Origin of the sequence: Pseudomonas sp. S30 (genome assembly GCF_016518545.1) — a bacterium.
GTDB lineage: Bacteria > Pseudomonadota > Gammaproteobacteria > Pseudomonadales > Pseudomonadaceae > Aquipseudomonas.
Genome location: NZ_JACVTO010000014.1, coordinates 54,740 through 71,121 on the forward strand (window position 1 = coordinate 54,740; position 16,382 = coordinate 71,121).

General features: G+C 65.6%; 18 protein-coding genes. 10 read left to right on the top strand and 8 right to left on the bottom strand.

Features of this window, described 5'->3' with window-relative positions:
- Positions 1-153: 153 nt before the first annotated feature.
- The 6 genes from pqqA (at position 154) to IAE34_RS16265 (ending at position 5,170) form a co-directional block, all read left to right on the top strand.
- The gene (gene pqqA, locus IAE34_RS16240) at positions 154-231 is read left to right on the top strand and encodes a pyrroloquinoline quinone precursor peptide PqqA (RefSeq protein ID WP_080754815.1); all 78 of its coding nucleotides are present in this window, start codon (positions 154-156) and stop codon (positions 229-231) included.
- Between the two features lie 78 nt (positions 232-309).
- Positions 310-1,221 (top strand): pyrroloquinoline quinone biosynthesis protein PqqB, encoded by a 912-nt coding sequence (gene pqqB, locus IAE34_RS16245; protein WP_200139979.1) that lies wholly within the window; start codon positions 310-312, stop codon positions 1,219-1,221.
- Positions 1,222-1,230: 9 nt separating this feature from the next.
- Positions 1,231-1,986: a pyrroloquinoline-quinone synthase PqqC gene (pqqC, locus tag IAE34_RS16250; protein WP_200139980.1), complete on the top strand. Its 756-nt coding sequence runs from the start codon at positions 1,231-1,233 to the stop codon at positions 1,984-1,986.
- Positions 1,983-2,258 (top strand): pyrroloquinoline quinone biosynthesis peptide chaperone PqqD, encoded by a 276-nt coding sequence (gene pqqD, locus IAE34_RS16255; RefSeq protein WP_200139981.1) that lies wholly within the window; start codon positions 1,983-1,985, stop codon positions 2,256-2,258. Before pqqC ends, pqqD begins: the two co-directional genes overlap by 4 nt.
- Positions 2,230-3,378: a pyrroloquinoline quinone biosynthesis protein PqqE gene (pqqE, locus tag IAE34_RS16260; RefSeq protein ID WP_200139982.1), complete on the top strand. Its 1,149-nt coding sequence runs from the start codon at positions 2,230-2,232 to the stop codon at positions 3,376-3,378. Before pqqD ends, pqqE begins: the two co-directional genes overlap by 29 nt.
- Positions 3,359-5,170 (top strand): alpha/beta hydrolase family protein, encoded by a 1,812-nt coding sequence (locus tag IAE34_RS16265; protein WP_200139983.1) that lies wholly within the window; start codon positions 3,359-3,361, stop codon positions 5,168-5,170. Before pqqE ends, IAE34_RS16265 begins: the two co-directional genes overlap by 20 nt.
- Before the next feature lie 29 nt (positions 5,171-5,199).
- Here the strand turns inward: IAE34_RS16265 and IAE34_RS16270 are convergent, their stop codons facing one another.
- The 8 genes from IAE34_RS16270 to bioB form a co-directional block, all read right to left on the bottom strand.
- Positions 5,200-5,358 (bottom strand): YqaE/Pmp3 family membrane protein, encoded by a 159-nt coding sequence (locus tag IAE34_RS16270; protein WP_003177654.1) that lies wholly within the window; start codon positions 5,356-5,358, stop codon positions 5,200-5,202.
- Between the two features lie 153 nt (positions 5,359-5,511).
- Positions 5,512-7,317, bottom strand: coding sequence for a phenylacyl-CoA dehydrogenase (locus IAE34_RS16275; protein ID WP_200139984.1), 1,806 nt, complete (start codon positions 7,315-7,317; stop codon positions 5,512-5,514).
- A 210-nt stretch (positions 7,318-7,527) separates the two neighbouring features.
- On the bottom strand, positions 7,528-7,824 hold the full coding sequence (locus tag IAE34_RS16280; protein ID WP_200139985.1) for a pyrroloquinoline quinone biosynthesis protein PqqE: 297 nt from the start codon (positions 7,822-7,824) through the stop codon (positions 7,528-7,530).
- A 121-nt stretch (positions 7,825-7,945) separates the two neighbouring features.
- On the bottom strand, positions 7,946-8,626 hold the full coding sequence (gene bioD, locus IAE34_RS16285) for a dethiobiotin synthase (protein ID WP_200139986.1): 681 nt from the start codon (positions 8,624-8,626) through the stop codon (positions 7,946-7,948).
- 1 nt (position 8,627) lies between these two features.
- Positions 8,628-9,446: a malonyl-ACP O-methyltransferase BioC gene (gene bioC / locus IAE34_RS16290; protein ID WP_200139987.1), complete on the bottom strand. Its 819-nt coding sequence runs from the start codon at positions 9,444-9,446 to the stop codon at positions 8,628-8,630.
- Positions 9,439-10,170 (bottom strand): alpha/beta fold hydrolase, encoded by a 732-nt coding sequence (locus tag IAE34_RS16295; RefSeq protein ID WP_200139988.1) that lies wholly within the window; start codon positions 10,168-10,170, stop codon positions 9,439-9,441. Before IAE34_RS16295 ends, bioC begins: the two co-directional genes overlap by 8 nt.
- A complete protein-coding gene (gene bioF, locus IAE34_RS16300) occupies positions 10,163-11,335 on the bottom strand; it encodes an 8-amino-7-oxononanoate synthase (protein WP_200139989.1) in 1,173 nt (390 codons plus the stop codon). Before bioF ends, IAE34_RS16295 begins: the two co-directional genes overlap by 8 nt.
- A 2-nt stretch (positions 11,336-11,337) precedes the next feature.
- Positions 11,338-12,396 (bottom strand): biotin synthase BioB, encoded by a 1,059-nt coding sequence (gene bioB, locus IAE34_RS16305; protein WP_200139990.1) that lies wholly within the window; start codon positions 12,394-12,396, stop codon positions 11,338-11,340.
- A gap of 88 nt (positions 12,397-12,484) precedes the next feature.
- Between bioB and IAE34_RS16310 the strand changes: the two genes are divergently transcribed.
- The 4 genes from IAE34_RS16310 to rarD all read left to right on the top strand — a co-directional run bounded on the left by IAE34_RS16310 (position 12,485) and on the right by rarD (position 16,060).
- The gene (locus tag IAE34_RS16310) at positions 12,485-13,222 is read left to right on the top strand and encodes a ComF family protein (protein ID WP_200139991.1); all 738 of its coding nucleotides are present in this window, start codon (positions 12,485-12,487) and stop codon (positions 13,220-13,222) included.
- A 56-nt stretch (positions 13,223-13,278) separates the two neighbouring features.
- Complete coding sequence (locus tag IAE34_RS16315) at positions 13,279-14,043, top strand: TOBE domain-containing protein (RefSeq protein ID WP_200139992.1); 765 nt, start codon at positions 13,279-13,281, stop codon at positions 14,041-14,043.
- 92 nt (positions 14,044-14,135) lie between these two features.
- Positions 14,136-15,110 (top strand): serine/threonine protein kinase, encoded by a 975-nt coding sequence (locus tag IAE34_RS16320; protein WP_200139993.1) that lies wholly within the window; start codon positions 14,136-14,138, stop codon positions 15,108-15,110.
- A gap of 62 nt (positions 15,111-15,172) precedes the next feature.
- Positions 15,173-16,060: an EamA family transporter RarD gene (gene rarD, locus IAE34_RS16325; RefSeq protein WP_200139994.1), complete on the top strand. Its 888-nt coding sequence runs from the start codon at positions 15,173-15,175 to the stop codon at positions 16,058-16,060.
- Positions 16,061-16,382 lie beyond the last annotated feature (322 nt).

Here is a 16,382-nt window from a genome sequence, read left to right on the forward strand (position 1 = left end):
AATTGTTACCTATGGTGCAATGGCGCTTTTCCCAGAATTAACCATTGCGTACATTTTATTTCTTGTAAGATAGCGCCACCCCAGCCGATTGAACCTCTCGTGTCAGCCGGCGCCCAAGTAGATACCCCAACTTCATTCCGAAGGAGTGCGACCATGACCACCTGGACCAAACCGGCCTACACCGACCTGCGCATCGGCTTCGAAGTCACCATGTACTTCGCCAACCGCTAAGCAGCGCTGCAGTGCAACGCCTCGGCCCGCCGGGGCGTTTTCGTTTCATGGACAGGGTCGTCCGGCAAGAGAGTAGCCATGTATATCCAGATTCTCGGTTCCGCCGCCGGTGGCGGTTTCCCCCAGTGGAACTGCAACTGCGTCAACTGCAAGGGTTTTCGCGAGGGCAGCCTGCGCGCGACGGCCCGCACGCAATCGTCCATCGCCTTGTCGGACGACGGCGAGCACTGGATCCTGTGCAACGCCTCGCCTGACATCCGCGCCCAGTTGCAGGCCTTCGCGCCGATGCAGCCGGCCCGCGCGCTGCGCGATACCGGTATCGACGCGATCGTACTGCTCGACAGCCAGATCGACCACACCACGGGCTTGCTGAGCCTGCGCGAAGGCTGCCCGCACCAGGTCTGGTGCACCGACATGGTCCATCAGGACCTGAGCACCGGCTTCCCGCTGTTCACCATGCTCAGCCACTGGAACGGCGGCTTGCAATGGAATCGCATCGAGTTGCAAGGCAGCTTCGTGATCCCGGCCTGCCCGAACCTGCGCTTCACGCCCTTCCCCTTGCGCAGCGCCGCACCACCCTACTCGCCGCATCGCTTCGATCCGCACCCCGGCGACAATCTCGGCCTGCTGGTCGAGGACACCTGCACCGGCGGCAAGCTGTTCTATGCGCCCGGCCTTGGCCAGGTGGACGCCGCGCTGCTGGAGATGATGCACGGCGCCGACTGCCTGCTGGTCGACGGGACATTGTGGGAAGACGACGAGATGCAGCGCCGTGGCGTTGGCACCCGCACCGGCCGCGAGATGGGCCACCTGGCGCAGAACGGGGCCGGTGGCATGCTCGAAGTGCTCGACGGCTTCGCGCGCCAGCGCAAGGTGCTCATCCACATCAACAACACCAACCCCATCCTCGATGAAGATTCGCCGGAACGTGCCGAGGTGGTGCGTCGGGGTGTGGAAGTCGCCTACGATGGCATGAGCATCGAACTGTAAGGAGGCCCCATGAGCGACGCACTGCCGATGTCACCTGCCGAGTTCGAGCAGGCCCTGCGCGCCAAGGGCGCCTATTACCACATCCATCACCCTTACCACGTGGCGATGTACGAAGGCCGCGCTACCCGTGAGCAGATCCAGGGCTGGGTAGCCAACCGCTTCTACTACCAGGTCAACATTCCGATGAAGGACGCGGCCATCCTGGCCAACTGCCCGGACCGCGAAATTCGCCGGGAATGGGTTCAGCGTCTGCTCGACCACGACGGAGCACCGGGCGAGGATGGCGGCATCGAGGCCTGGCTGCGGCTGGGGCAGGCGGTGGGGCTGGACCCGGAGCAACTGCGCTCGCAGGAACTGGTGCTGCCCGGCGTGCGCTTCGCCGTCGACGCCTACGTCAACTTCGCGCGCCGCGCCAGCTGGCAGGAGGCGGCCAGCAGTTCCCTGACCGAGCTGTTCGCGCCGCAGATCCATCAGTCGCGCCTGGACAGCTGGCCGCAGCACTACCCGTGGATCGACCCGGCCGGCTACGAGTATTTCCGTACACGCCTAGGTCAGGCGCGTCGAGATGTCGAGCACGGGCTGGCGATCACCCTGGCCCATTACACCACCGTCGAGGGTCAGCAGCGCATGCTGGAGATCCTGCAATTCAAACTCGACATCCTATGGAGCATGCTCGACGCCATGAGCATGGCCTATGAACTGAACCGCCCGCCCTATCACAGCGTCACGAGTGAACGCGTCTGGCACAAGGGGATCGCGCCATGAGCCTGGACCGCAACCTCACGCCCACCTGGCGCCCGGGCTACCGCTTCCAGTACGAGCCGGCGCAGCAGGGCCATGTGCTGCTGTATCCCGAAGGCATGATCAAGCTCAACGACAGCGCCGGCCTGATCGGCGGGCTGATCGACGGCCAGCGTTCGGTCGCGGCCATCATCGCCGAGCTGGAGCAGCAGTTCCCCGGCATCCCTCAGGTGGCCGAGGATATCGAGCAGTTCATGGAGGTGGCCCGTGCCGAACACTGGCTCGTCCTCGCCTGAAGTGCCTGTCGGCCTGCCGCTGTGGCTGCTGGCCGAGCTGACCTATCGCTGCCCGCTGCAGTGTCCGTACTGCTCCAACCCTCTGGATTTCGCCAGGCAGGGCCAGGAGCTGAGCACCGAACAGTGGTTCAAGGTGATGGCAGAGGCGCGGGAAATGGGCGCGGCGCAGATCGGGTTTTCCGGCGGTGAGCCGCTGGTGCGCCAGGACCTGGCCGAGCTCATCCGTGAAGCCCGGCGCCTGGGTTTCTACACCAACCTGATCACCTCCGGCATCGGCTTGAACGAGCAGAAGATCAGCGCCTTCCGCCAGGCTGGACTGGACCACATCCAGATCAGCTTCCAGGCCAGCGACGAGCAGGTCAACAACCTGCTGGCCGGCTCGAAGAAGGCCTTCGCGCAGAAGCTGGAGATGGCCCGCGCGGTGAAGGCGCAGGGTTATCCCATGGTGCTGAACTTCGTGACTCACCGGCACAACATCGACCGGATCGACCGCATCATCGAGCTGTGCCTGGCGCTGGAGGCCGACTTCGTCGAGCTCGCCACCTGCCAGTTCTATGGCTGGGCGCACTTGAACCGGCTGGGCCTGCTGCCCACCCGCGAGCAGCTCGAACGCGCCGAGCGTATCACCAACGAGTACCGTGACCGGCTCAAGGCCGAAGGCCACCCCTGCAAGCTGATCTTCGTTACCCCGGATTACTACGAAGAGCGTCCCAAGGCCTGCATGAACGGCTGGGGCAGCCTGTTCCTGACGGTCACGCCGGACGGCACCGCCCTGCCGTGCCATGGCGCGCGGCAGTTGCCCGTGCAGTTCCCCAACGTGCGCGACCACGACCTGCGACATATCTGGTACGACTCCTTCGGTTTCAACCGTTTTCGCGGCTACGACTGGATGCCCGAACCCTGTCGCTCCTGCGACGAAAAGGAAAAGGACTTCGGTGGCTGCCGCTGCCAGGCCTTCATGCTCACCGGCGATGCCAGCAAGGCCGACCCGGTGTGCAGCAAGTCGCCGGATCACGGCATCATCCTCAAGGCCCGCGAGGAGGCGCAGACGGCTCAGATGAACATCGAACAAATGACCTTCCGCAACGAGCGCAACTCCCGTGTCATCGTCCGTGGCTGAGTTCAGCGCCGCCCAGGCGGTCGCCGCCGGAACCGATTTCGCCGAACTCGCGCTAGGCGAAGCGGGGCTGTTCTGGAACGAGTTTCGGCCCGCCGACGGCGCCTGCCGGATCTGGCACTGGCGTCATGAGCAGGCCCAGTGCCTGACGCCGGACGGCTTCAGCGTGCGCAGCCGGGTCTACGAATATGGCGGCGGCAGCTTCTGCCTGGCGCCGGACGCGGTGTTCTTCGTCAACGAGCAGGATCAGCAGGTCTATCGCCAAGCGCTCGACGGTTCGCTGCCCCAGGCGCTCACCGCTGCGCCGGACTGCCGCTTCGGTGACCTGGTCTGGCACGCAGGCCAGGTGCTGGCGGTCGAGGAGCACCATGGCGAGTCGGTGGAACATCGACTCATCGCCTTGAGCGCGCAGCGCCGCGACGTGCTGGCCGAAGGCGCCGATTTCTATGCCGCGCCGACACTTAGCGACGATGGCCGTCGCCTGGCCTGGATCGAATGGGACCGCCCTGCACAGCCCTGGACCCGGACGCGCTTGATGTGTCGGGAGCGCTCGACCGAGGGGCGATGGGAAGCGGCCCGGTGCATCGCCGGGCAGGAAGAGTCGCTGCAACAGCCGCGCTTCGACGCCGAGGGGCGCCTGTATTGCCTGTCCGACCGCCAGGGTTTCTGGCAGCCCTGGGGCGAGATCGATGGTCACTGGCAAGCGCTGCCGGCCGAGACCGCCGATCATGCTGCGGCGCCTTGGCAACTGGGTGCCTGTACCTGGCTCGCGCTGGGCCCGCAGCACTACCTGGCCACCTGGTTCGAGGCCGGATTCGCCCGCCTGGGCCTGCGCCAGGCAGACAACGTGCACACCTTCGCCGAGACCTACACGCGGTTTCGCAGCCTGGCCCTGGATGAACAGCATGTCTATGCCCTGGCAGCTTCTGCCACCCGGCCGACCGCCGTGCTGGCCATCGCCCGTGACGGCTCCGGCACCCGCGTCCTGGCCGGAGGCGCTCAGGTGCTGCCGGAGGCGTGCATCAGCCTGCCTCAACCGATCAGCTACCCGAGCGGCGACGCGCTGGCCCACGGTTTCTTCTATCCCGCGTCCGGGAAGCAGAACCCGCCGCCGCTGGTGGTGTTCATCCACGGAGGCCCTACGTCGGCCTGCTATCCGGTGCTCGATCCGCGCATTCAGTTCTGGACGCAGCGCGGCTTCGCCGTGGCCGACCTCAACTACCGCGGCAGCACGGGCTACGGCAGGGCCTATCGCCAGGGACTGCACCTGCGCTGGGGGGAAATCGATGTGCAGGATGCCTGCGCGGTGGTCGCTTACCTGGCCGAGCGCGGCCTGATCGATCCACACCAGGCGTTCATCCGTGGTGGTAGCGCCGGGGGCTACACCACCTTGTGTGCGCTAGCCTTCTCGGAAGTCTTCCGAGGCGGCGCCAGCCTTTATGGCGTCAGCGATCCGCTGACCTTGGGCAAGGCCACCCACAAGTTCGAAGGCGACTACCTGGACTGGCTGATCGGCGATTCGGTGATGGATGCCGAGCGCTATCGAGCCCGCACGCCGCTGTTGCATGCCGCGCGGATCAAGGCGCCGGTGGTTTTCTTCCAGGGTGAACTGGATGCGGTGGTAGTGCCTGAACAGACGCGCAGCATGCTCGCTGCGTTGCAGGCCAATGGTATCAATGCAGTAGGACATTTTTACGCGGGCGAGCGCCACGGCTTTCGCCAGGCCGCGAATCTTGCACATGCCCTGGAGCAGGAATGGCTGTTCTATCGCCGGGTACTGGATGGCACGACGTGAACCGGGGCCCTTGAGGGCCCCGGCAGGATTCAGCGCTTGGCGATGATATACACCGCGTGCACGATACCTGGAATGTAGCCGAGCAGGGTCAACAGGATGTTGAGCCAGAAGGCGCCACCGAACCCGACCTGAAGGAACACGCCCAGCGGCGGCAGAAGGATGGCGATGATGATGCGGATGAAGTCCATGCAAGTCTCTCCTGGGTAGGTTCTCAGAAAGAGACTAGCGCGCCGCGCTGGAGGTTCCAACGTCATACCGGCGAAAGCGAAGCGGCTTCGATTTCTTGAGAAAAAACGCCTGCCGAAGGGGGCAGGCGTCTGGGTTTCACAGGACTTTATCTGTCAGCACGACAGACCGAAGTCCTCTTCTTTCATCGCCATGAGGTTGTCGGCACCGGACAGGATCGCCGCCACATGGGCGCGGGTGCGCGGCAGGATGCGCTGGAAGTAGAAGCGCGCGGTCTGCAACTTGGCGGTGTAGAAGGCCTGCTCACCGCTGCCGGCAGCCAGCTTCTCGGCGGCCACGCGGGCGATGTCGGCCCAGAAGTACGCCAGGCAGGCATAGCCGGAGTACATGAGGTAGTCCACGGACGCGGCGCCCACTTCCTCACGGTCCTTCATGGCCGCCATGCCGATCTTCATGGTCAGCTCGCCCCACTCCTTGTTCAGCGCCGCCAGTGGCTGCACGAACTCCTGGGTGGCCTCGTTGCCTTCCTGACCCTGGCAGAACTTGTGCACGATCTTGGTGAAGCCCTTGAGCGCCTCGCCTTGGGTCATCAGCACCTTGCGCCCGAGCAGGTCGAGGGCCTGGATGCCGGTGGTGCCTTCGTACAGCATGGAGATGCGGCTGTCGCGTACGTTCTGCTCCATGCCCCATTCGGCGATGAAGCCATGACCGCCATAGATTTGCACGCCATGGTTGGCAGCTTCGAAGCCCACCTCGGTCATGAAGGCCTTGGCGATCGGCGTAAGGAAGGCCAGCAGGGCGTCGGCCTTCTTGCGCGCTTCTTCGTCCTGGCTGTACTTGACGATGTCCACCTGCTGGGCAGTGAAGTACACCATCGCCCGATTGCCCTCGGCGAAGGCTTTCATGGTGAGCAGCATGCGGCGCACGTCAGGGTGCACGATGATCGGGTCGGCGGCCTTCTCCGGTGCCTTGGGGCCGGTGAGCGAGCGCATCTGCAAACGCTCGCGGGCATATTTCAGGCCGCCCTGAAAGGCCACCTCGGCATGCGCCAGGCCTTGCAGGGCAGTGCCCAGGCGCGCGGTGTTCATGAACGTGAACATGCAGTTCAGGCCCTTGTTCGCCGGCCCGATCAGGTAGCCGGTGGCGCCGTCGAAGTTCATCACGCAGGTGGCGTTGCCATGGATGCCCATCTTGTGCTCGAGCGAGCCGCAGCTCACGCCGTTGCGCTGGCCGATGCCACCCTGGGCGTCGGGCAGGAACTTGGGCACGATGAACAGCGAAATGCCTTTGGTGCCAGCGGGCGCGTCGGGCAGGCGAGCGAGAACGATATGGACGATGTTGTCGGCCATGTCGTGTTCGCCGGCCGAGATGAAGATCTTGGTGCCCGATACCTTGTAGCTGCCATCGGCCTGGGGTTCGGCCTTGGTGCGCAGCATGCCCAGGTCGGTGCCGCAGTGCGGCTCGGTCAGGCACATGGTGCCGGTCCACTCGCCGGACACCAGTTTGGTCAGGTAGACCTCCTGCTGCTCGGGCGTGCCGTGCTCTGAGATAGTGTTCATCGCACCGTGGGACAGGCCGGGGTACATGCCCCAGGACCAGTTCGACTCGCCAACCATTTCGCTCAGGGTCAGGCCAAGCGACTCCGGCAGCCCCTGGCCGCCGTGCTCGACGTCATGGGCCAGGCTTGGCCAGCCGCCTTCGACGAACTGCTTGTAGGCTTCCTTGAAGCCGGTGGGGGTCTTCACGCCCGACTCGCTCCAGGTGCAGCCTTCCAGGTCGCCGACGCGGTTCAGCGGCGAGAGCACCTGTTCGCAGAACTTGGCGCCTTCTTCGAGGATGGCATCGACCATGTCCGGGGTGGCGTCCTGGCAACCCGGCAGGCTCTGATAGTGCGCTTCGTAGCCGAGCAGCTCGTCGCGGACGAAGCGAATATCACGCAAGGGGGCTTTGTATTCAGGCATGGCGATGAACCTCTGGGCTGATTGGGTATGGACCGCAGGCACCGACCAGCTCTTGCCGGCTTTCGGTCAAACAGGTGTTTGAAACTTACGTTTAGCCCAGACGCTTGTCAAGGAAGGCCATGGTGGCGTTTTTGCCGCGAAAGATGGCGATTCGGCCATTAACGGACACGCGCAATGCGCCGCAAGAGCGGCGACATTGGCAGGGAGGGGTCAAGCGTAGGTGTCGATCAGACGACCGAGCATTTCGTCGGAAGCCTTGGCCACTTTCGCGCCCAATTCGACTTCGTGCTTGCCCAGTGCGAGCTGCACGGTACTGGTGGCCAGGTCGAGCTGCTGGCTGCGGTCGACGGCACGCAGGCGCTCGTCCTGGTAATCGGTGGACTGGCTAGGGGAGGACCGCTCGACGCTGTCGCGGGCGATCTGTTGGGCGGCCTGATCCACGCGGTTCTGACCGTTCTGGATCGCGCCGAGGCCTGCGTAGTAAGCAGAGCTGCCGTTGATTTCCATGTCAGGACTCCGGATGAAGGACTGAGGTGCGAGCACTGATTAAACCAGTCTGGCGGCGAAAAGGCCCGTTTAAAACGCTAATAGCCCGATGCCATCTGATAGACGCAGGGCATTCTGCCGTTCAGCTCAGCAGCTCCAGGTGCAGATCATCGGCTACCGTCTGCGCCGTGGCCCTTTCAAGCCAGGGCACGCGCCCCAGGCAGGGTGCCGGCAGGCGTTCGACCAGGCTGTCGAGGTTGTCCTGCAGGCGCGAGATGTGCGGGTCGACGACATTGGCCACCCAACCGGCCAGTGGCAAGCCGTCGCGGACGATGGCTTCAGCGCTGAGCACGGCGTGGTTGATGCAACCCAGGCGCACGCCGACTACCAGGATCACCGGTAGCTTCAGAGCGATGGCCAGGTCCGACAGGTTGGCCTGGGCGGACAGCGGGACACGCCAGCCGCCCGCGCCTTCGACGAGGGTGAAATCGGCCTGGTGAGCCAACAGGTCCTGCATGGCGGTTTGCAGCGCGCCCACTTCAAGGAGCACTCCCGCTTCCCGGGCGGCCACATGGGGTGCGATGGCCGGCTCGAAGGCGTAAGGGTTGACCTGCTCGTAGGGCAGCACGATGGAGCTCTGTGCCATGAGCGCCAGGGCATCGCTGTTGCGCAGCCCTTGGGCGCTCGAAGTGCAGCCGGACGCCACCGGCTTGGCCGCCAGGGTGCTCCAGCCCTTGCGACGGGCGGCAGCGAGCAGTCCGGCGGCGATGGTGGTCTTGCCGACGTCGGTATCGGTGCCGGCGATGAAATAGGCATGGGCCATGTCAGCGCTCCTGGGGCTTGCGCAGCACGCCGTACACCACCTGATAGGTGGCTGGCAGCCCGCAGCGTTCACGCAAGCCTTCGTAGGCCTGCAGCATGCCTTGCATACGTGCACGCCCGGTGAGGCCCGACGGACGCCCAGGGTTGAGATTGTGGGCGCCGAGGGCCTTGAGCTCGTGGGTCAGGTCGCGCACGGCGGGGTAATGCAGGACGTGGGCGCGCCGCTCCAGCGCCAGCACCTGCAGGCCACTGTCGCCACACAGGCGCTGGTAGTCCTCGAACCGGCGGAAGCGGTTGACGTGCACCTGGCTGTCCACCGCCTCCCAACTGGCGCGCAGTTCCTCGAGCGTGCCGACGCACAAGCTGCTGAAGGCCAGCACACCACCCGGTTTCAGTACCCGCTGGGCCTCGGCCAACACGCGTGCGAACGGCTCGCACCACTGCAGCGCCAGGCTGCTGAAGATCAGCTCGAAGCTGTCGTCGCGCAGGGGCAGACGCTCCGCATCGCCGGCCACATGGTAATGCGCCCCGCCCTGCTTTCGAGCATGGGCCAGCATGCCTTCGGCAATGTCCATCGCCATGCCTTCGGCCTGGTCGAAACGGCTGGCCAGAACCCGGCTGAAGTGCCCGGTACCGCTGCCCAGGTCGAGCCAGCGCTGCGGCCTCAGCGCGCTCGGCACAAGGGCGAGCAGTGCCTGGCCGACATCGCGTTGCAGTGCAGCCACGCTGTCGTAGCTGGCGGCTGCGCGGGAAAAGGAGGCCGCGACCTGGCGCTTGTCGGGCAAGGCGCCGGGCAGCGGCGGACCGGAAAGATCAGTCATCGCCACTCTCATGCAGGAAACGCTTGATGCCCGATGCCAGTTCCTGCGGGTATTCCAGCAGGAAGGCGTGGGCGCTGTCTTCGACCAGGCCGACTTCGACGTCGGGCAGCCATTCGCTCAGGGCCTTGGCGGCATCGGCCGGCACCAGGGCATCGTTGCCGGCGTACAGGTGCAGTTGCGGCCCGCAATATTGTTCGAGGGCCTGGCGGGTATCGAGTTGCGCCAGCACTTCGAGGCCGGTTGCCAGGTATAGCGGGTCGGTGTCCGGCACGCCGATGCCCAGTTGGCGCAGCAGGGTCCGCGGCTGTTGCGCACCTTCGCTGCACAGGCTGCGAAAACGCTTGAGGGTGACCTGCGGATGGCTGCGACAGCCATCGAGGAAGGTGCCGAAGGTGTCTTCGGCCATGCCGTGGGGCCAATCGCGGCGTGCGACGAAACTGGGGTTGCTGGCCAGCGTCAGCAGACCGCAGCAGCGATCGCCGCGCTTGCTCGCCAGGGCGCTGGCGAGCATCCCACCGAAGGACCAGCCGCCAAGCCAGGCATCGGTGGGCAGCTTGCGGTCCAGGAAGTCGACCCAGTCCTGCACGCGGCTCTCGGCCAGTTCCGGCAGCGGCGCCAGCTCGACCTGCAGGCGCGGGTCCTGGGCGCGCAAGCTGGCGGCCAGGGGTTGCAGTGCAGCGGTGCCCAGCCCCCAGCCGGGTAGAAGGATCAATCGGTTACGCATCGGCGCACTCCTGCTGTGCATGACACTCGGCCAATGCATTCAACAATAGCTGCACCTGCGCCTCGCTGTGCGCCGCACTCAAGGTCACTCGCAGGCGGGCACCGCCAGCCGGCACCGTGGGCGGGCGGATCGCGGTCACCAGCAGGCCGCGCTGGCGCAGTTGCCGAGACAGTGCCAGGGCCCGCGCCGAGTCGCCCACCAGAATCGGCTGGATCGCCGTAGGGCTGTCCATCAGGGTCAGGCCGATCTGCCGGGCGCCCTCGCGGAACTGACGGATCAGCGCAGCCAGGTGCTCCCGGCGCCAGTTGTCGCGGCGCAGCAGTTGCAGGCTCTTGAGCGTGGCGCAGGCCAGCGCCGGGGGCTGGCTGGTGGTGTAGATGTAGGGCCGGGCGAACTGCACCAGTGTCTCGATCAGGTCGTCGCTGCCGGCGACGAAGGCACCGGCGGTGCCGCACGCCTTGCCGAGGGTGCCGATGAGCACCGGCACCTCGCTCAGGCCCAGGCCGAAATGCTCGACGATGCCGCCGCCCTGGGCGCCAAGGGTGCCGAAACCGTGGGCGTCGTCGACCATCAGCCAGGCGCCTTTGGCGCGGGCCACTGCAGACAGCGCCGGCAGGTCGGCCAGGTCACCGTCCATGCTGAAGATACCGTCGGTGACCACCAGCGTGTCGCCGCAGGCTTTGCCCAGGCGGCTCGCCAGGCTGGTCGCGTCGTTGTGCAGGTAACGGCTGAAACGCGCGCCGCTGAGCAGCCCGCCGTCGAGCAGCGAGGCGTGGTTGAGGCGGTCCTGCAACACCGTGTCGCCCTGCCCCACCAGTGCCGTGATCGCGCCCAGGTTGGCCATGTAGCCGGTACTGAACAGCAGCGCGCGGGGACGACCGGTCAGGTCGGCAATGGCCTGCTCGACCTCATGGTGCGGGCTGCTGTGGCCGATCAACAGATGCGACGCGCCACCGCCCACGCCCCAGCGCTCGGCACCGGCACGCCAGGCGGCGATCACCTCGGGATGATTGGCCAGGCCAAGGTAGTCATTGCTGCAGAAGGCCAGCAGGCGCTCGCCGTCGACCACCACTTCGGGGCCTTGCGGGCTTTGCAGCAGAGGCCGCTGCCGATAAAGCTCCGCCGCGCGCCGTTCGGCCAGGCGCGCCGCCAGATCGAAGGCCATGCTCAGGCCGAAGCGGCGTCGTAGAACAATTCGCTGCTGCGTTGCTCCACCAGGGCCTGTTCGATGGCGGCCTGGTGCACTTCGTCGGCATGCTCTTCACCGGCCTCGGGCTTGATGCCCAGACGCGCGAACAACTGCATGTCCTTGTCGGCCTGGGGATTGGCGGTGGTCAGCAGCTTCTCACCGTAGAAGATCGAGTTGGCACCGGCCATGAAGGCCAGGGCCTGCATCTGCTCGTTCATCTGTTCGCGACCGGCGGACAGCCGCACGTGGGACTTGGGCATGAGCAGGCGCGCCACGGCGAGCATGCGGATGAAGTCGAACGGATCGACGTCGGCCTCGTCGGCCAACGGCGTGCCGGCGACCTTGACCAGCATGTTGATCGGCACCGACTCCGGGTGCTCGGGCAGATTGGCCAGCTGGATCAGCAGGCCGGCGCGGTCGTCCAGCGACTCGCCCATGCCGAGGATGCCACCGGAGCAGATCTTCATCCCTGCATCGCGCACGTAGGCCAGGGTTTGCAGACGCTCGCTGTAGGTACGGGTGGTGATGATGCTGCCGTAGAATTCCGGCGAAGTATCGAGGTTGTGGTTGTAGTAGTCCAGGCCAGCCTGGGCCAGGGCCTGGGTCTGCTCCTGATCGAGCTTGCCCAGGGTCATGCAGGTCTCCAGGCCCATGGCCTTGACGCCCTTGACCATCTCCAGCACGTAGGGCATGTCCTTGGCCGAAGGATGCTTCCAGGCCGCGCCCATGCAGAAGCGGGTCGAGCCGATGGCCTTGGCCCGAGCGGCCTCCTCCAGCACTTTCTGCACTTCCATCAGCTTCTGCTTTTCCAGCCCGGTGTTGTAGTGGCCGGACTGCGGACAATATTTGCAATCTTCCGGGCAGGCGCCGGTCTTGATCGACAGCAGCGTGGACACCTGCACGCGGTTGGGGTCGAAGTGCGCGCGGTGCACGGTCTGCGCCTGGAACAACAGGTCGTTGAACGGTTGCTGGAACAGCGCCCGCACTTCGTCCAGGGACCAGTCGTGACGTGTTGTTGCATATGCGCTGGCGCTCATCGGCGTTTCCTTATCTAGGCTCTGACAGGCGCCGGGACAGCGAAGCCGCCAGCGCATCACGGATGAGGCGAATAGTCAGGGAAGGCCCATGGACTGTCAACCACGACTGAAGCAGCTGGTTAACAAGTGGTTAAATAGTAATCACATGTGTTTATTGTGCGACGCGCCTGCCGGTCAGCCGTATCCGCTGTGCACGGCCTGCGAACACGACCTGCCCTGGCTCGACGAATACTGCTCGCGCTGCGCCCTGCAGCTGCCGATGCGCGGGCTCACCTGCGGGCCCTGCAAACGCCGTCCGCCACCGTTCGAGCAGGTGGTCGCGCCCTGGCATTTCGGGTTTCCGCTGGACACCGCCATCAGCCGCTTCAAGCACCGCGCCCAGTGGCCACTGGGGCGGCTGCTGGCGCACCTGCTGGGGCAGGCCTTGCAGCATCGCTACGAGGAGGAACTGCCCAGGCCGGATGTCTTGCTGCCGGTGCCACTGGCCAGGCGTCGCCTGCGCCAGCGTGGCTTCAACCAGGCCGGCATGCTGGCGCGCTGGCTGTCTGCGCAGTTGCGCCTGCCGTGCGAGGAGCACTGGCTGCTGCGTCCTCGCGAGACGCTCGCGCAGCAAACCCTCGATGCCAAGGCGCGCTGGCACAACCTGAAGCAGGCCTTCGCACTGGCTGCGCAGGCCGAGGTACGCGGGCGACACGTGGCGTTGGTCGACGACGTGCTGACCACCGGCGCTACGGCCCGCGCCCTGGCCGGGCTGCTGCGCGAGGCCGGCGCACGCCGTGTCGATGTCTACTGCCTGGCGCGAACGCCGCGCCCTGATCAGGCTTGACGATTCCCATGCGGCGAAGGCAACGTTCGCAGGATCACGTTCATGGTTGCCTGCTCATGTCCCTGCCTGCCCTGCTCGCCCAACACATCCTGCGCCGGCCGCAGCGCATCGGCCTGCTGCAGCACATCGCCGAGCAGGGCTCGATCACGGCGGCGGCGAAGGCGGCAGGGATCAGCTACAAGAGCGCCTGGGACGCCATCGACGAACTCAACAACCTGGCCGCCCAGCCGCTGGTCGAGCGCAGTGCCGGCGGGCGTGGCGGCGGCGGTGCGCGGCTGTCGGCCGAAGGCCAGCGGGTGCTGCGCCTCTATCAACGGTTGCAGGTGCTGCATCAGGAAATCCTCGAATCGGCCGAAGAACAGGGCGACCTGGACCTGCTCGGGCGCCTGATGCTGCGTACCAGTGCGCGCAACCAGCTGCGCGGGCAAGTCAGCGCGCTGTGCCGGGAGGGACGCCATGACCGGGTCACCTTGGCACTGGGCGGCGGGCTGCACATCGATGCGCTCATCACGCCCGATAGCACCGAGCGCCTGGAGCTGACGCCGGGCCGCACGGTCGTGGCGCTGCTCAAGGCCGGCTGGGTGAAGCCCCTGGCGGCCACGGATCGACCCGAGCCCGGCAGCAACTGCCTGCGGGTGCGCCTGGAGCAACTGCTGGCCGAGCAGGCCGATGGCACCGAATTGCGCCTGGCGCTGGGCAACGGCCAGACGTTGTGCGCCTTCGCCGAGCCGTCCTGGCTGCGCCAGCAGGCGCTGGCGGCAGGCAGCGAGCTGCGGGTGCAATTCCATCCTTCGATGGTGCTGCTGGGCGTACCTGCCTGACGCCGGACGCTCGACACGCCCGGGTGTGGTTCGAGCCTGGTCGCCGTGCAATGGGTTAACATGGCCGGTCGCCTTGCCCTGCCGGAGTTGTCATGTCCCATCCCTTCGATACCCTCACGCCCGACCTGGTTCTGGATGCCGTCGAAAGCCAGGGCTTTCTCAGCGATGCCCGGGTCCTGGCGCTCAACAGCTACGAGAACCGGGTGTATCAGGTGGGCATCGAGGGCGAGCAGCCATTGATCGCCAAGTTCTATCGCCCGGATCGCTGGAGCGACGCGGCGATCCTCGAGGAGCATGCCTTCAGTTTCGAACTGCTGGAGCACGAAGTCCCGGTGGTCGCACCATTGCAACAGGACGGCGCGAGCCTGTTCGCGCACCAGGGCTTTCGTTTCGCCTTGTTCCCGCGCCGGGGCGGCCATGCCCCCGAGCCCGGCAATCTCGATCAGTTGTACCGCCTCGGTCAATTGCTCGGGCGCCTGCATGGCGTAGGTGCCGCCCGCCCATTCGAGCACCGTGAAACGCTGAGCGTGGCGAACTTTGGTCACGCCTCGCTCCAGACGCTGCTGGAAGGCGACTTCGTCCCGCGCGAATTGCTGCCGGCTTTCGAGTCGGTCGCGCGGGACCTGCTCACGCGCGTCGAGGCGCTCTACACGCGCACGCCCTGCCAGGCCATCCGCCTGCACGGCGACTGCCACGCGGGCAACCTGATGCACCGCGATGACCTCTACCACGTGGTCGACCTGGACGACTGCCGCATGGGGCCTGCCGTACAAGACCTGTGGATGATGCTGGCCGGCAGCCGTGAGGAGCGCCTGGTGCAACTGGCCGAACTGATCGATGGCTACAATGAGTTCCACGATTTCGATCCGCGCCAGCTGGCGTTGATCGAGCCGCTGCGAGCCTTGCGCCAGTTGCATCACAGCGCCTGGCTGGCGCGGCGCTGGGACGATCCGGCATTCCCGCGCAGCTTCCCCTGGTTCGGTCAGCCGCGCTACTGGGGCGACCAGATCCTCGCATTGCGTGAGCAGATCGCTGCACTGGACGAGCCGCCGCTGAAACTGTTCTGAACCGACCTGAGCGCCCGGCCACACGAGCCGCTGCATCAACCTGCCGTCCGAAAGGAATCCCCATGCAAGCTGCCAACCCGCAACGCGGGTACATCCTGGGCCTGAGCGCCTACATCATCTGGGGCCTGTTCCCCCTCTATTTCAAAGCCATCCAGAGCGTTCCGGCGGTGGAAATCATCGTCCACCGGGTGCTGTGGTCGGCTCTGTTCGGCGCCCTGTTGCTGCTGGTATGGAAACATCCAGGCTGGTGGCGGGAGCTGCGCGACAACCCGCGTCGGCTGGGCATCCTCGCGCTGAGTGGCACCCTGATCGCGGGCAACTGGCTGACCTACGTGTGGGCGGTGAACAATGGGCGCATGCTCGAAGCGAGCCTGGGCTACTACATCAACCCGCTGGTCAACGTGCTGCTGGGCATGCTGCTGCTCGGTGAACGCCTGCGCCGTCTGCAATGGCTGGCCGTGATGCTGGCGGCGGCGGGCGTGGCGCAGCAGGTATGGCAGGTCGGCGGCGTGCCATGGGTATCGCTGGGGCTGGCGTTGTCGTTCGGCTTCTACGGCCTGATTCGCAAGCAGGCACCCGTGGCGGCGCTGCCGGGGCTGGTGGTGGAGACCTGGATGCTGGTGCCATTGGCCCTGGGCTGGCTGCTGCTGCATCCGGGCGCCCACAGCGCCCACCTGGCCTTCTTCACCACGCAAGAGGCGCTGTGGTTGGCCGCGGCCGGCCCGGTCACGCTGATTCCGCTGGTGTGCTTCAATGCCGCGGCTCGTCACCTGCCCTACACCACCTTGGGCTTTCTCCAGTACCTGGCGCCCACGCTGGTGCTGTTGCAGGCCGTGTTGCTGTTCGACGAGCACCTGTCGTCCAACACGCTGGTGGCCTTCATGTTCATCTGGGCCGGCCTGGCGATCTACAGTGTCGATGCATGGCTGAGCCTGCGTAGGCGCACCTGATCAAAAAACATACGAACCTCTGGAGCCGTTGTGGCGCCTGGCCTACAGCCAAGTCTCCAGAGGTTATCCACACCCTCGCCCCCGTCTTTTGTGCACAAGCGGCCAGCCTGTGTACGTTTATTGCACAATTGTCTGCAAGCCTCGCCCTGATTGGGCTACGCCATGATTCCCTCAGGTTACCCACAGAGGCGTCCCCGTAGAAATGGGATAACTCCCTGTACCTCGATCACGTCCAGCTCAACGCCTTGTGACAACCAGCCACCAGGTTGGCTGATCAGCGAATCGTGTACGTTTTGGAGATTTATCTGGAACAATCCTGCCA